Source organism: Pseudonocardia sp. NPDC049154 (genome assembly GCF_040648315.1).
Lineage (GTDB): Bacteria > Actinomycetota > Actinomycetes > Mycobacteriales > Pseudonocardiaceae > Pseudonocardia.
On sequence record NZ_JBEZDN010000021.1, the window covers coordinates 67,165 to 81,766 of the forward strand.

Annotated in this window: 11 protein-coding genes; 9 read left to right on the forward strand and 2 right to left on the reverse strand. The window is 71.3% G+C overall.

Annotation, left to right across the window (positions count from 1 at the left end; all coding sequences use genetic code 11):
* The first annotated feature begins 17 nt into the window (after positions 1–17).
* From AB0B41_RS13920 to AB0B41_RS13960, 9 genes are read left to right on the forward strand one after another with little or no spacing between them, the layout of a single operon-like run.
* Complete coding sequence (locus AB0B41_RS13920) at positions 18–1,700, forward strand: ABC transporter substrate-binding protein (RefSeq protein ID WP_358202696.1); 1,683 nt, start codon at positions 18–20, stop codon at positions 1,698–1,700.
* Complete coding sequence (locus AB0B41_RS13925; RefSeq protein WP_358202698.1) at positions 1,697–3,004, forward strand: NtaA/DmoA family FMN-dependent monooxygenase; 1,308 nt, start codon at positions 1,697–1,699, stop codon at positions 3,002–3,004. Before AB0B41_RS13920 ends, AB0B41_RS13925 begins: the two co-directional genes overlap by 4 nt.
* A complete protein-coding gene (locus tag AB0B41_RS13930; protein WP_358202701.1) occupies positions 3,004–4,320 on the forward strand; it encodes an NtaA/DmoA family FMN-dependent monooxygenase in 1,317 nt (438 codons plus the stop codon). Before AB0B41_RS13925 ends, AB0B41_RS13930 begins: the two co-directional genes overlap by 1 nt.
* 13 nt (positions 4,321–4,333) lie before the next feature.
* Positions 4,334–5,644 (forward strand): NtaA/DmoA family FMN-dependent monooxygenase, encoded by a 1,311-nt coding sequence (locus AB0B41_RS13935; protein ID WP_358202703.1) that lies wholly within the window; start codon positions 4,334–4,336, stop codon positions 5,642–5,644.
* Positions 5,644–6,933, forward strand: a complete 1,290-nt coding sequence (locus AB0B41_RS13940; RefSeq protein WP_358202706.1) for an NtaA/DmoA family FMN-dependent monooxygenase — start codon at positions 5,644–5,646, stop codon at positions 6,931–6,933. Before AB0B41_RS13935 ends, AB0B41_RS13940 begins: the two co-directional genes overlap by 1 nt.
* 1 nt (position 6,934) lies before the next feature.
* A complete protein-coding gene (locus tag AB0B41_RS13945; RefSeq protein ID WP_358202708.1) occupies positions 6,935–8,389 on the forward strand; it encodes an MFS transporter in 1,455 nt (484 codons plus the stop codon).
* Positions 8,389–9,693, forward strand: a complete 1,305-nt coding sequence (locus AB0B41_RS13950) for an NtaA/DmoA family FMN-dependent monooxygenase (protein WP_358202710.1) — start codon at positions 8,389–8,391, stop codon at positions 9,691–9,693. The genes AB0B41_RS13945 and AB0B41_RS13950 overlap by 1 nt, the downstream gene beginning before the upstream one ends.
* A 10-nt stretch (positions 9,694–9,703) precedes the next feature.
* The gene (locus tag AB0B41_RS13955) at positions 9,704–10,990 is read left to right on the forward strand and encodes an NtaA/DmoA family FMN-dependent monooxygenase (RefSeq protein WP_358202712.1); all 1,287 of its coding nucleotides are present in this window, start codon (positions 9,704–9,706) and stop codon (positions 10,988–10,990) included.
* A gap of 17 nt (positions 10,991–11,007) precedes the next feature.
* Positions 11,008–12,210 carry an MFS transporter gene (locus AB0B41_RS13960; protein ID WP_358202714.1) on the forward strand — a complete coding sequence of 401 codons (1,203 nt, stop codon included), beginning with the start codon at positions 11,008–11,010 and terminating at the stop codon, positions 12,208–12,210.
* A 40-nt stretch (positions 12,211–12,250) separates the two neighbouring features.
* Here the strand turns inward: AB0B41_RS13960 and AB0B41_RS13965 are convergent, their stop codons facing one another.
* Together AB0B41_RS13965 and AB0B41_RS13970 are read right to left on the reverse strand one after the other, a co-directional pair.
* On the reverse strand, positions 12,251–13,141 hold the full coding sequence (locus AB0B41_RS13965; RefSeq protein ID WP_358202716.1) for an acyl-CoA thioesterase domain-containing protein: 891 nt from the start codon (positions 13,139–13,141) through the stop codon (positions 12,251–12,253).
* Positions 13,142–13,471: 330 nt separating this feature from the next.
* On the reverse strand, positions 13,472–14,470 hold the full coding sequence (locus AB0B41_RS13970; RefSeq protein WP_358202718.1) for a 2-oxoglutarate and iron-dependent oxygenase domain-containing protein: 999 nt from the start codon (positions 14,468–14,470) through the stop codon (positions 13,472–13,474).
* Positions 14,471–14,602 lie beyond the last annotated feature (132 nt).

The window sequence follows — 14,602 nt, forward strand, 5'->3', positions numbered from 1 at the left end:
CACCCCCGAGGAACCCCATGCCCGCTCCACCCGGCCTGCGCCGACTCGCCCGAGCCACCGTCGCCGTCCTCGCTCTCGGCCTGGTCGCCACCGCCTGTGCCGACACCGGCGACTCCGCCTCCGGCAGCGGCGCCGCGCGCGACACGATCGTCGTGGTCACCGGCGACCAGGCGTCGAACGTCGTGCGCGACTACGGCTTCACCAACGGCACCGACAACCAGGAGGTCACCAACAGCATCCACGCCCAGCTCATCCGCAAGCCGTACATCGCGGAGGAGGGCGCGAACGTGCAGGTCCAGGACCTCTACCACTTCGAGCCGTTCCTGGCGCAGAGCTACGACGTGAGCCCGGACGGCAAGGTCTTCACCTTCCACCTGCGCCAGGGCCTGAAGAGCCAGCAGGGCAACGAGCTGACCTCCGACGACGTGGTCTGGTCCTTCAAGCGGAAGTTCTCGTCGAAGGGCGGCGGCATGCCGGGCTACTACGCCCCGATGCTGACCGACATCGACAAGCAGGTCGTGGCCGTGGACAAGTACACGGTGACCTTCACGATCGACCAGCCCGGGTACGGCTTCACGCTGCTGGGCAACCTGGCCGAGAACATCGGGTCGATCTACGACAGCACCTATCTCAGGCAGCACGCCACCGCCGACGATCCCTACGCGATCCAGTGGGGCGTCTCGAGCATGATGAACGGCAACTCCGGGTTCGGGCCCTACATGCTGCAGAGCGTCACGCCGAACCAGGAGATCGTGATGACGGCCAACCCGAACTACGTGTTCGGGCCGCTGCCGATCACGACGATGATCCGTCGGGTGGTGCCCGACGCGGCGACCCGGGCGAACATGCTCGTCCGTGGTGACGCCGACGTCGCGCTGGACCTGCGCCCCTCCGACCAGGCGGACCTCGCGTCCAACGAGGACGTGTTCACCCCGACGGCATCGTCGAACCTCTACCACTCGATCACGTTGAACACGAAGCAGGCGCCGTTCGACAACCGGACGGTGCGGCAGGCCCTGGCCTACGCCGTGCCCTACGACCAGATCGTCAAGGACGTCTACCACGGCCGCGCCTACGCCTACCAGCACCTGCTCGACGACAAGCAGCCCTACTACGACGAGTCGTCCCTGCCGAAGTACACCTACGACCCGGCCAAGGCGAAGGCGCTGCTGGCCCAGGCGGGGATCACCACACCGGTGTCGTTCACCCTCACGGTGAGCAACGCGTCGCCGTCGGTCCAGGACTCGGCCGTCGTGCTCGCCTCGGCGGCGAAGGACGCCGGCTTCGACGTGAAGATCAACCAGGTCCCCGCGGCGCAGCTGTTCTCCGACGGTCTCGCCGGCCGGCTGCAGGCGAACATGGGCACCGGGTCCGCGGTCACCATGTCCCCGCCCTACGAGCTCCAGCTGGTGACCCAACCCGGCGGCGGCAGCAACCTCTCGTTCTGGTCCGGCCCGGACTACGACGCCTTTGCCCAGGTCATGAAGCAGGGGCTCGCCTCCACCGACGCCATCGGCCCCGAAGCCGGCCCGCTGTGGAGCAAGGCCGAGGGGATGCTGGTCGACAGCGCCGCCAACATCTTCGTAGCCCGGGTCATGTCGCCCTACTCCATGCGCGCCGACGTCCACGGTTACGCGCAGCGCACCGACCGCCGCATCGACTACGCGGCCATCACCGCCGGAGGCGAGCAGAGCTCATGAGCGCAGACATGTTCCACCTCGGATGGTTCGGCAGCTTCATCCCGACGACCTGGACCACAGGCTGGGACGGTACGGACGCCGCCCGCTGGATGGACGGGAAGTTCTACGTGGACAAGGTCCGCACCCTGGAGCGGGCCTGCTTCGACTTCATCCTCTTCGAGGACTCGTCGATGGTGTCCGACGTCTACGGCGGCAGCGCCGAGGCCACCCTCAAGCGCGGCGGCTGGGCGCCCAAGGGCGACCCGGTGGCGCTGGCCCCGATCCTGGCCCGGGCAACCGACCGGATCGGCATCTCGGTCACGATGTCGACGTCGTTCTACCCGCCGTGGATGCTGGCCCGCTCCGTCGCGACGCTGGATCACCTGTCCCGCGGCCGGATCGGCTGGAACATCGTGACCTCGTCGGAGGACCTGGCGGCCAAGAACTTCGGCATGGACGCCCTGCCCCCGCACGACGAGCGCTACGCCCGCGCCGACGAGTTCGTGGACCTGGTGACCCAGCTCTGGGACTCCTGGGACCCCGATGCCCTCGTCATGGACCGCGAGCGGGGGGTCTACGTGGACCACACGAAGGTCCGACCGATCGACTTCGTCGGGAAGTACTACAAGTCCCGCGGCCCGCTGAACACCCTGCGCCCGCCGCAGGGCCGCCCGGTGCTCACCCAGGCCGGCGGCAGCCCCGCCGGCCGGCAGTTCGCGTCCCGCTACGCCGACATGGTCATGGCGCTGCCGAAGGGCGTGCCGGCGATGAAGGAGTACCGGGAGGACATCCGGGCCCGCGCCGCCGCTGAGGGCCGGGACCCGGACTCGGTGAAGGTCATGTTCGTGGTCTCGCCGATCCTCGGCGAGACCCACCAGCACGCGCTGGACCGCAAGGCGCAGAAGGACGAGGCGGTCCGGGCCCATCCGGAGGGCCAGCTGATCGGCTGGTCGGGCAGCATGGAGATCGACTTCTCGAGGTTCGACCTCGACAAGCCGCTACCCGACGACGCGCAGACCAACGGCCACCAGAGCACCCTCGCCAACTTCCGCAGGTGGGCGAACGGCCGCACGTTGCGCGAGGCCTGCGTGGCGTACCGCACCGAATCCATGGAGCTCATCGGCACCCCGGACGAGGTCGCGGCCCAGATGGACGAGGCCATGCAGGAGGTCGGCGGGGACGGGTTCCTCATCTGGAACCAGCCGCACAACCGCCGCTACATCGGCGAGATCGCGGACGGCCTGGTGCCCGCCCTGCAGAAGCGCGGGCTGATGCGGACCGGCTACGGCCACGAGCACTTCCGCGACAACCTGCTGGAGTTCTGATGACCACCGCTGTCGATCCCCGCTTCCACCTCGCGTGGTTCAAGAGCTTCACCCCGCACGACTGGCGCTCGCAGTGGGCGGGCCCCGAGGACCGCGAGTGGATGAACGGCGACTCGCACGTCGACTTCCTGCAGGCCCTGGAGCGGGCGCGGTTCGACTTCCTCATGCTCGAGGACTCGCTGATGGTGTCCGACACCTACGCGGGCACCGCGGAGGCCTCCCTCGCGCAGGGCGGCTACGCGCCGAAGGGCGACCCGGCCCTGCTGGCGTCCATGCTGCTCAGCGAGACGAAGCGGATCGGCGTGATCGCGACGATGTCGTCGACCTTCGTGCCGCCGTGGCTGCTGGCTCGCACGTCGGCCACCATCGACCATCTCTCCGGCGGCCGGTTCGGCTGGAACTGTGTGACCTCCAGTGAGAACCGGGCGGCTCAGAACTTCGGCATGGACGCGCTGCCCCCGCACGACGAGCGGTACGAGCGGGCCGCCGAGTACGTGGACCTGGTCAAGAAGCTGTGGGACTCGTGGGAGGACGGCGCCCTCGTCATGGACGAGGAGACCGGCACCTATGTGGACCACACGAAGGTGCACCCGATCCACTTCGAGGGCCGGTGGCACCGCAGCCGCGGACCACTCAACCTCATGCGCCCGCCGCAGGGACACCCGGTGATCTGCCAGGCCGGCGGCTCCCCCGCCGGCAAGGCGTTCGCCGCCGCCAACGCCGACGTGCTGCTCGCGCTGCCCAAGGGGCTCGCGGACATGAAGCGCTACCGGGACGACATCCGGGAGCTTGCCGCGCAGGCGGGCCGCGACCCGGACGACATCAAGGTCATGTTCATCGTCTCGCCGATCCTCGCCGACACCGACGAGGAGGCCCGCGAGCTCCAGGCCATGATGAACGCGAACGCCGACGCGAAGATCAAGGCCCAGATGGTCAACTGGTCGGCCACCATGGAGATCGACTTCTCGACGTTCGACCTCGACCAGCCGCTGCCGGACGACGCGGCGACCAACGGCCACCAGAGCACCCTGTCGACCTTCCGGAAGTTCGCCGGTGGTCGGACCCTGCGGGAGGCCTTCACCGCCTACCGCACCGAGTCGATCGAGGTCGTCGGCAGCCCGGCGACCGCGGCCGACGTGCTGCAGGAGGCGATGGAGTTCGTCGGCGGGGACGGGTTCCTGATCATGGGCGGGACGACCCACCGCCGCTACGTCCACGAGATCACCGACGGCCTGGTCCCCGAGCTGCAGCGGCGCGGCCTGGTGCGCTCCGAGTACACCGGCGCGCACCTGCGGGATCACCTGCGAGAGTTCTAGAAGGAGCACGACGATGAGTTCGCGGATGTTCCACCTGGGCTGGTTCCTGGGCAACGGGTTCGGGGTCCAGGCCTGGAACCAGGAGTGGGCCGGCACGGGGGCCACCGACTGGATGCTGCCGGACCAGTACGTCGACCTCGCGCGCTCGATCGAACGCGGCGGGTTCGACTTCCTGATGATGGAGGACTCGGTCCAGATCCCCGACGCCTACCAGAACTCCACCGAGTACTACCTCAGGACGGCGAGCGCAGCGCCGAAGCACGACCCGGCGGTGCTCGCAGGGATCCTGTCGCAGTTCACGGACAAGGTCGGGATCGTGGCCACGCTGACCACGACCTTCTACCACCCGTTCACCGTGGCCCGGATGATGTCCACCCTGGACCATGTGTCCAAGGGTCGGATCGGCTGGAACATCGTGACCGGCAGCGCCACCCGGGCGGCGCAGAACTTCGGGTTCGACATGCCCGAGCACGACCTGCGCTACGACATGGCCGACGAGTTCGTGGAGCTCGCCTGCAAGCTGTGGGACTCGTGGGAGCCCGACGCCGTGCTCGCGGACGCCGAGAACGGGATCTACGCGGACGCGTCCAAGGTCCACACCCTGGACTTCGAGGGCAAGTTCTACTCCTCCCGCGGCCCGCTGAACACGATTCCCTCGCCGCAGGGCCGGCCGGTGTTCCTGCAGGCCGGCGGTTCGGACAAGGGCAAGGACCTCGCCGCGAAGTACGTCGAGGCGATCATCGCGAACCCGCCCGGCGTCGAGAAGATGAAGGCCTACCGCGACGACATCCGCCGCCGTGCCGTGGAACACGGCCGGGACCCGGACTCGATCAAGGTGATGTACCTGGTCTCGCCGGTACTCGGCGAGACGGACGCGGAGGCGCAGGAGAAGTTGGCCCGCCGCGAGCAGGCCAAGGCGAGCAACATCGAGGGCCTGCTCGCCGGCCGCTCGCACCTCGCCAGCATCGACCTCTCGCAGTTCCCGCTCGACGAGCCGCTGCCGGACGACCTGATCTCCAACGGGCACCGCAGCAGCTTCGCCAACTTCAAGGGCGACGGCACCCAGACGCTGCGCGAGCGGATCCTGGCGCACAGCGCCACGGACGCGGTCCCGCTCGTGGGCACGCCGGCGACCGTCGCGGCCCAGATGGACGAGGTCATGCAGGAGGTGGGCGGCGACGGCTTCCTGATCGTCGGCACCCCGATGCACCGTCGCTACGTCGCCGAGATCACCGACGGGCTCGTCCCGGCGTTGCGCCGCCGCGGGCTCACCCGCGACCACTACGAGCACCAGCTGCTCCGCGACAACCTCCTGGCGTTCTGATGCTGCACCTCGGATGGTTCCTGTCCTTCCAGGTGCAGTCCTGGAACCAGATGTGGTCCGGCAACGGCGGCCGCGAGTGGAACAAGCCGCAGCTCTACATCGACGCGGCGCGCTCGCTGGAGCGCGCCGGCTTCGACTACATGATGTTCGAGGACGGCTCGTTCGTCCCGGATTCCTACGGCGGCAACCACGACTGGTGGCTCGCGGCCGCCCGTTCGGTGCCCAAGCAGGACCCGCTCGCGCTGGTCCCGATCCTCGGCGAGCACACGAAGAACATCGGCTTCTTCGCCACGGTCACCACGTCGTTCCACCCGCCGTTCATGGCGGCCCGTAGCGCGGCGACGATCGACCACCTCACGAACGGCCGGTTCGGGCTCAACCTCGTGACCAGCCACAACCACCGGACCGCGCAGAACTTCGGGCACGACGCCCTGTTCGACCACGACGAGCGCTACAAGATGGCGGACGAGTGGATCGACCTGGTGCGCAAGCTCTGGGACTCGTGGGACGCCGACGCCGTGGTGCTCGACGAGGAGCACGGCGTGTTCGCCGACGGGTCGAAGGTGCATGCCGTCGACTTCGAGGGCGAGTACTACCGCAGCCGCGGTCCGCTCAACACCACGCGCCCGCCGCAGGGGCGGCCCGCGTTGTGCCAGGCCGGCGGCTCGAAGGCCGGCCGGGCGTTCGGCGCGAAGAACGTGGACACGATCATCGCGCAGGTCAACGGCGTCGAGGACATGAAGGCGTACCGCGAGGAGGTCACCGAGCACATGGTCGCCGCGGGCCGCGACCCCAAGGAGTGCAAGGTCCTGTTCATCGTCACGCCGGTCCTCGGCGAGACGGACGCCGAGGCACAGGACCGGGCCGAGCGCGGCCGCGTCGCCATGGCCGGCGCCGTCGAGAGCAACCTGGCATCGCTGTCCTACGCGACGGGCGAGGACTTCGCCAAGTACGACCTCGACGCCCCGTTCCCGGACATCGAGACCAACGCGACGCAGAGCTCGCTCGCGCTGTTCAAGAAGCTGGCCGCGGGCAAGACGCTGCGGGAGTTCGTCACCTCGGACACCCGCAGGTCCGTCGACCTGGTCGGCACGCCGGACACGGTGGCCGGGCAGATGGACGAGATCATGCAGGAGGTCGGCGGCGACGGGTTCCTCATCTCCGGCTCCCTGCACCGCCGGTACGTCAGCGAGATCGCGGACGGGCTCGGCGCGGCGCTGCGCCGGCGCGGGCTGGCCCGGGACGGGTACTCCGGCTCGACGCTGCGCGAGAACCTGCTCGAGTTCTGACATGGCGCTCGCGGAAGCGCCCGCCGCGGACCTGAGGTACGCGTGGCGGGTCCTCTCGGTGACCGGGCTGGGCATGTGGGTCACCTTCTCCAGCGTCAGCATGGTCCCGCTCGCGTTGCCGCACATGGTCGGCGACCTGAACGCCGGGCCCGCCCAGGGCGACTGGTTCGTGCTGGCCTACCAGCTGCTCACGGCCACACTGATGCTGCCGCTCGGCCGGCTGTCCGACGTCGTGGGCCGGCGCGCGATGTACATCGGTGGGCTGTCCCTGGTCACCGTCGCGAGCCTGGCGATCTGCTTCTGCACGGCCCCCGGACCGGTGATCGCGCTCCGGGCGCTGCAGGGTGTAGGGGCCGCCGCAGTGATCACCAACACCACGGCCCTGCTGGTCGACGCGTTCCCCGCCAGCCACGTCTCCCGCGGCATCGGCTGGAACATCACGATCATGTCGACGGCGGTGGCGCTCGGCCCGTTGCTCGGCGGGGTGCTCACCGAGAGCCTCGGCTGGCGTGCGGTGTTCGCGTTCACCGTGCCGCTGGCGCTGCTCGGCACGGTGTGGTCGGCGGTGTCCCTGCACCGGACCCGGCCGGTCACGAACGGCCGGCTCAGGGCGGACGTCTCAGGCACGGTCACGTCGATCGTCGGCGTGGGCGGGGTCGTGCTTGCGGTCAACCGGGTGGGCGACGGCGTGGGATCCGCGTCGTTCCTGTTGCCGGCGGCCGCGGCGGTGCTCGGGCTCACCGCGTTCGTGCTGGTGGAGCGGCAGGTGCCGAACCCGATTCTCGACCTGCGGCTGGTCCTGGTCCGCTTCCGCGGCAGCGCGTACGCCACGACGGCGTTGCTGAACCTGGGGCTCGCCGCGGGCCCGCTGCTGGTGTCGCTGTACCTGCAGAGCCTGCACGGGCTGACGGCGCTGTCGGCCGGGCTCTGCATCACCGCGCAGGCCTGCGGGAACATCCTCGTCGGGCCGCTGGCCGGGCGATGGGCGGCGCACATGGAGGCCCGGGTGCTCGCCACGGCGGGCGCGCTCGTGGCGGTGCTCGGGGCGGTGTTGCTGGCCGCGGTGTTCGCCCTCGGAGGCTCGGGGCTCGCGGTGGCCGGCGCGCTGTTCGTGACGGGCCTGGGCAACGGGATCTTCCAGACGACGAACGCCTCGGTGATCAACATCGGGGTGCGGCCCTGGGAGCGCGGCATGGCCAACGGGTTCCGCGTGATGATCGACAACTCGGCGGCCCTGCTGGGTTCCGCGGTGGCGCTCACGCTCCTCACGTCGGGGCTGCCGGAGGCGCTGCGGGCCGGGGCGCTGTCCGGGGAGACGGACGGGTTCGGCGCCACGGACCTCACCGTCTACGCCCACGCCTTCCCGCTCACCGTCGGCGTGCTCGCCGTGCTGTCGCTGATCGCCGTCTGCATCTCGGCGGTCCGCGGCCGGACCCCCGTCCCTGAGGAGAGCTGATGTTCCACCTCGGCTGGTTCACCAACTACATGACCCCGGCCTGGAACAAGCCGTGGGCGGGCAACGCCGGCCGCACCTGGGCAAATGGGGACTTCTACCTGGACATGGCCCGCCAGCTCGACCGCGCCGGGTTCGACTTCATCATGCTGGAGGACTCCACCGCGCTGTCGGATACCTACGGCGGCACGTTCGAGGCGGAGCTGCGGCAGATGGTCCGCGCGCCCAAGCACGATCCGGTACCGCTGGTCCCGCTGCTGGCCCACGTCACCCGCGGCCTGGGCGTGGTGGCGACCTGCTCGACCTCGTTCTACCCGCCGTACCTGCTGGCGCGCACCATGTCCACACTGGACCATCTGACGAACGGGCGGGCCGGCTGGAACATCGTCACCTCGGCCGGCTCGGCGGCGGCGCAGAACTTCGGCATGGACGACCTGCCGCCCCACGATGAGCGGTACGACATCGCCGAGGAGTTCGCGACGCTCGTCGAACAGCTGTGGGACTCGTGGGAGCCCGAGGCGCTGCTCGTCGACCACGACACGAACACCTACATCGACCACGAGAAGGTCCACCGGGTCGACTTCCGCGGCAAGTACTTCGCCAGCCGCGGGCCGCTCAACACGCTGCCGGGACCGCAGGGTAGGCCGGTGATGCTGCAGGCCGGCGGCTCGCCCGTCGGCCGGGCGTTCGCCGCCCGGCACGCCGACGCGGTCGTCTCGATCCCGAAGGGCGTCGAGGCGATGCGGACCTACCGCGACGACGTGTCGCGGCTCGCCGCCGACGCGGGGCGGGACCCGAAGGCGGTCAAGGTGTTCTACATCGTCTCGCCGATCGTGGCGGAGACCCACGAGGAGGCCGTGGCCCGCAAGGAGCGTCTCTACGCGCTCGAGACCGAGCGGCTGGAGAAGCGGCTGCTGCTGATGTCCGGCGGCGATCTCGACCTCTCCCGCTTCCCGCTCGACGAGCCGCTGCCGGCGATCGCCGCGGCGTCCTCGAACGGCAGCCAGAGCATCCTGCAGACCTTCCTCGACCGCGCGCAGGGCAAGACCCTGCGCGAAGCAGCCGTGGCCGACCAGACCGAGTCGCTCGAGCTCGTCGGCACCCCGGACGCCGTCGCCGGGCAGATGGCGGAGGTCATGGCCGAGGTCGGTGGCGACGGCTTCCTCGTCTACAGCGGCTCCGGACAGCTCACCCGCCGCTACATCACCGAGATCTGCGACGGGTTGGTGCCGGAGCTGCAGCGCCGCGGCCTGACCCGCACCGAGTACACGAGCCCGCTCCTGCGGGACAACCTGCTGGCCTTCTGAAAGGGCTCCGATGTTCCATCTCGGCTGGTTCTGCAACTTCTCCAACCCGCCCTGGTCGGGGCAGTGGTCGAGCACCGAAGGTGCCGACTGGCCGACCGGCGAGGCCCACATCGAGTTCGCCCGCTCGCTGGAGCGCGCGTGCTTCGACTACGTGATGCTCGAGGACTCCTCGATGGTGTCCGACGCGTACGAGGGTTCCTCGCGCGTGGACCTCAAGTACGGGCTCTACGCGCCCAAGCACGACCCGATGATCCTCGCGCCGGCGCTCACCGACGTCACCACGGACATCGGCATCATCGCCACCTGCTCCACGACCTTCTACCCGCCGTGGCTGCTGGCCCGCCGGTTCCAGACCCTCGACCACCTCTCGGGCGGTCGGATCGGCTGGAACATGGTGACCTCCAGCGAGGACCGCGCCGCGCAGAACTACGGCATGGACAAGCTCCCCGAGCACGACCTTCGCTACGACGTCGCGGGTGAGTTCGTGGAGGTCGCGCGGCAGCTGTGGGACTCGTGGGAGCCGGACGCGCTCGTCATGGACGAGGAGACGGGGACCTATGTAGACCACACCAAGGTCCACCGGATCGACTTCGAGGGCCGTTTCCACCGCTCCCGCGGCCCGATGAACATGGTCGCCTCCCCGCAGCGCCATCCGGTGCTCTGCCAGGCAGGCGGCTCGCCGAAGGGGCGTGACTTCGCCGCCCGGTACGCCGACACCCTGCTCAGCGCCGAGACGCACTCGGTCGAGGCGATGAAGGCCTTCCGTGACGACATCCGGGCCCGGATGATCGGCCACGGCCGGGACCCCGACGAGCTCAAGATCATGTTCATCACCCAGCCGGTACTCGCCGAGACGGCGTCCCTGGCCGAGGCGAAGAGGGAACGGATGCTCGCCGGGATCGACGCCCGGATCGAGTCCAGCCTGGGCCACATCTCGGCGCTGACCGAGAACGACCTGTCCCGGTTCGGGCTCGACGACGAGTTCGGCGACCTGACCACGAACGGGCACCGGACCACCCTCGCGGACTTCATGCGGGCCGGGCGGACCCCGCGCGAGGCGGCGCTGGGCTGGTCGATGAAGAACGTCAGGTTCGTGGGCACCCCGGACTCCGTCGCCGCGGAGATGGGTGAGGTCATGGACGAGGTCGGCGGCGACGGCTTCCTGATCACCGGCAGCATCACCCGCCGGTTCGTCGACGAGATCACCGAGGGCCTGGTGCCCGCGCTGCAGCGGCGCGGGCTGACCCGGACCGAGTACGGCGGCGGAACGCTGCGCGAGACCCTCCGTGAGTTCTGAGCGATGAGCACCGAGACATGAGCTCGGGCGAACGAACGGCGGCCGGGGACCGCACCCCCGTCCCGGTCGCCGTCGTCGTCCTCGCGGGGGTGAACGTCTGCATCGGCCTGGGCTACGGGATCGCCGCTCCGGTGATCCCGCTGCTCGCGGCCGCGTTCGACGTGAGCGACCTGGCGGCGTCCGGTGTCGTCAGCGCCTACGCGCTCGCACGCATCGTCGCCGCTCCGGCGGCGTCGCGGCTCGCGGCCCGGGCCAGCCCGGCACCGGTGATGGCCGTGGCCATGGCGGTCACCGCCGTCACCAGCCTGCTGGCCGGCATGGCCGGGTCGTTCACCGGCCTGCTGGTGTGGCGGGCACTGGGTGGTGCCGCGACCGTCGTCACCTCGGTCGCGGGCCAGACGGTGCTCTACCGGGTGGCACCCGCGGGGTCCCGCGGCCGCGCCACCGCCGTGTTCCACGGCGGTTTCCTGGCGGGCGGCCTCGCGGGTCCGCTCGTCGGCGGTGTGATCGCGGGCGTCTCCCTGGCCGCGCCTCTGCTGGTCTACGGCGCGCTGCTCCTGCTGGGCGGGGCGCTCGCCGCCGGGTTGCTCGGGCGCGCCCGGCGTGCGTCGACGCCGGAGGACGGCGACGCCGCGAGCGCGTCGATGAGCCTGCGCGAGGCGTGGGCCGACCGCCGGTTCCGCGTCGCCGTGCTCACCCAGTTCGCCAACGCCTGGATAGGGAACGGGCTACGGTTCACGGTGATCCCGCTGTTCGTGGCTGCGGGCCTCGGCCTCGGGCCCGTCTGGACCGGCCTCGGGCTCCTGCTTGCGGGGGCGACGCAGGTACTGGTCGCGCCCGTCAGCGGGCGGCTCACCGACTCCTGGAGCCGGCGCTGCCCGCTGGTGCTCGGCGGCCTCGCAGGGGGCGCGTCGGCCCTGCTCCTGGCGATCGACGAGACCACGCCGGGCTACCTCGCGGCGATGGTCCTCTCGGGCGTCGCGGGCTCGCTCGGTGCCGTCGCGGGCGGGGCCCTGCTCGGCGACGTGCTCGACGGGCGCAGCGGCCCGCCCATCGCGTGGTACCAGATCGCCTTCGACGTCGCGGGGGTCGTGGGACCGCTCGCCAGCGGCGCCGTGGCCGAGGCGACCTCGTACTCCGCCGCCTTCGTGCTCGCGGCGGCGGTCTCCGTCCTCAGCGCCGTCGTGGCCGTCGCCGGTCGCCCGAAACCTGCCCGGTGACGCGATCCGCGGCGCGAGAGAAGCACGGGGCCGGGCCCGCTCACCCCACCCGCCGGCGGATCATCGCCTCCTGCGCGACCGTGGCGACGAGCCGGCCCGACGGCTCGAACAGGCGGCCGTGGCACAGCGCCCGGCCGCCGTCCGCCCAGCTGCTCTCCTGCTCGTAGCAGAGCCAGCCGTCCGCGCGGAGCGGCCCGTGGAACCAGACGGCGTGGTCGAGGCTGGCCGCGGTGACGTCCGGGGCGCCGAACATCGTGGCGTGCGGGGCGAGGGCGGTGGACAGCAGCATCATGTCCGACACGTAGGCGACCACGGACCGGTGCACCAGGGCGTCGTCGGGCAGGGGGTCGCGGGTGCGCACCCAGAACCGGTGACGCGGTGGGGCGGCCTCGCCGCGGTGGGCGGCCGAGCGCGGCAGCTCGCCCTCGAACCGCAGGTCCACGGGATGCAGCCGGGCCAGCCGGGTCCACCAGCCGCGCACCGCTTCGTCGGCCCCGGCGACGCACTCCAGCGGCGTCGGGAGGCCGTCGGGGTCGACGCTCCCGACGTCGAGCCGGGGCAGCTGGTGCGCCCAACCCTCCTCCGGCACCTGGAACGAGCCCGTGAGCAGGAAGACCTCCTTCCCGTGCTGCTCGGCGACGACCTGCCGGATGCTGACCGTCGCGCCGTCGCGGACCGGCGTGACGTGGAACCGGGTCGGGGCGCCGGCGTCGGCGGGCCGCAGGAAGTGGCCGTGCACGGAGTGGGCCGGGCGGCCCGGGTCCACGGTCAGCCCGGCCGCCCGCAGCGACCGGCCGACCACGACGCCACCGAACCCGCGCTCGAGCGGGCCGCCCTGGCCGGGCGCCTCGAAGACCTGCGCGCCGGCCGGTACCACACCCAGGAGGGTCTCGACGGCGAGCGGTGCCGCCGTGGTGTCCAGGTCCGTCATCGTCGGCCCGCCACCGGCGGTGCGGGGGCGGTGGGGCGTGGGTCGACCGGCACGGGACCTCCTGACGAGTCCGGGCGCGCCGGGCCCCGTCCGGGGGTCGGGCGCCGGCGCACCGATCCTGGAACCCTCAGTCTGGGGTCGGGCGGCGCCCCGGTGGATCAGCCCGTGGTGCGCCTCACAGCCGTCCCGCCCGGGCCGCGGCACGGGAACTGCGGGGTGAGGTCGCGGCCCACGAACGGGCGGCTCCTCCGGGTGGGGCGGGGTCAGGAGCCGCGTCGAGCCCCGGCACCACCCAGCGCGACGTGGTCGAGGACCAGGGACATCAGCCCCTCATCCGGCCATGTTCAGCTCGTAGGTCTCCCGCTGGCGCTCCCGCGTGTGCTGCGCGGGGGTCGTCGGCGGGTAGCGGTCCGGCTCCCCGGGCCGCCGGCAGGTGGGGATCGTGGTGACCTCGGCGTCCGGCCGGCCGGAGAAGAAGAACGGCATCGAGTAGCGCTCGGCCCCCGAGGTGTTGACGACCCGGTGCAGCGTGGAGCGGTAGCGGTCGTTGGTCCAGCGCGCCATCAGGTCGCCGAGGTTGACCACGAAGGTGCCCGGGATCGGGGCGGCGTGGATCCAGCCCTCGTGCTCGTCGAGGACCTGCAGGCCGCCGTTGTCGTCCTGGGCGAGCAGGGTGATGCCACCCCAGTCGGTGTGCGCGCCCGCGCCCTTCTCGCCCGGCCGCGGGTTCGGCGGCTGCGGCGGGTAGTGCAGGATTCGCAGCGTCGGGGTCGGCTCGGCGCAGAAGTCGCGGAACCAGTCCTCGGGCAGGTCGAGCGAGAGCGCGAGACCGTCCATGAGCAGCGCCGCGACCTCGGTCATCCGCCGGTGGTACTCGGTGAGGACCTCACGGAACTCCGGGCGCGCGGGCCACAGGTTGGGGCCGAAGCCCACACCGGCGTCGCCCTCGGGCACGGTGCCGTCGGAGCGCGACTCGCGGCCCAGGTAGTAGCCCTCCTTGAGGTCCGGTGGTGCGCCGGCCTCGAGGGTCTGGCCGCCGACGTCCTCGTAGCCGCGGCCGTAGTTGTCCTTCGTCATCGCGACCCGCTGCTTCTCCGCCGCGGGCAGCGCGAAGAAGGCGCGGGCCTCGGCGAACGCGGCCTCGAGCAGCGCGGGCTCGATGCCGTGCCCGGAGACGTAGAAGAAGCCCTTGTCGACGCAGGCCGCGCGCAGCGCCCGGCCGACGGCGGCGCGCGCCCCGGGGTCGTCCGTGCGCAGGCCCGAGATGTCGACGACGGGCAGGGCGCTGGTCTCGACCGTGCGGGCGCCGAGCTCGGTGGACCGGGTCATGGTTCCTCCGTGAGGCGGGGCGGCCCGGGGGGGGCGGGGGCGGGCCGCGGCCGGGGGGGGCCGCCCGGCGGGTCCTCGCGGGACCGGGCGGGAGCGACGGCCGGTAGCTACGGGCTGCGCACCAGCTCGGCC

Bases quoted from the DNA above. Each gene is read 5' to 3' on its own strand.
- AB0B41_RS13940 (WP_358202706.1), top strand. From the start codon at position 5,644: ATGCTGCACCTCGGATGGTTCCTGTCCTTCCAGGTGCAGTCCTGGAAC.
- AB0B41_RS13930 (WP_358202701.1), top strand. From the start codon at position 3,004: ATGACCACCGCTGTCGATCCCCGCTTCCACCTCGCGTGGTTCAAGAGC.
- AB0B41_RS13970 (WP_358202718.1), bottom strand. From the start codon at position 14,470: ATGACCCGGTCCACCGAGCTCGGCGCCCGCACGGTCGAGACCAGCGCC.
- AB0B41_RS13935 (WP_358202703.1), top strand. From the start codon at position 4,334: ATGAGTTCGCGGATGTTCCACCTGGGCTGGTTCCTGGGCAACGGGTTC.
- AB0B41_RS13955 (WP_358202712.1), top strand. From the start codon at position 9,704: ATGTTCCATCTCGGCTGGTTCTGCAACTTCTCCAACCCGCCCTGGTCG.
- AB0B41_RS13920 (WP_358202696.1), top strand. From the start codon at position 18: ATGCCCGCTCCACCCGGCCTGCGCCGACTCGCCCGAGCCACCGTCGCC.
- AB0B41_RS13965 (WP_358202716.1), bottom strand. From the start codon at position 13,141: ATGACGGACCTGGACACCACGGCGGCACCGCTCGCCGTCGAGACCCTC.
- AB0B41_RS13925 (WP_358202698.1), top strand. From the start codon at position 1,697: ATGAGCGCAGACATGTTCCACCTCGGATGGTTCGGCAGCTTCATCCCG.
- AB0B41_RS13950 (WP_358202710.1), top strand. From the start codon at position 8,389: ATGTTCCACCTCGGCTGGTTCACCAACTACATGACCCCGGCCTGGAAC.
- AB0B41_RS13960 (WP_358202714.1), top strand. From the start codon at position 11,008: ATGAGCTCGGGCGAACGAACGGCGGCCGGGGACCGCACCCCCGTCCCG.
- AB0B41_RS13945 (WP_358202708.1), top strand. From the start codon at position 6,935: ATGGCGCTCGCGGAAGCGCCCGCCGCGGACCTGAGGTACGCGTGGCGG.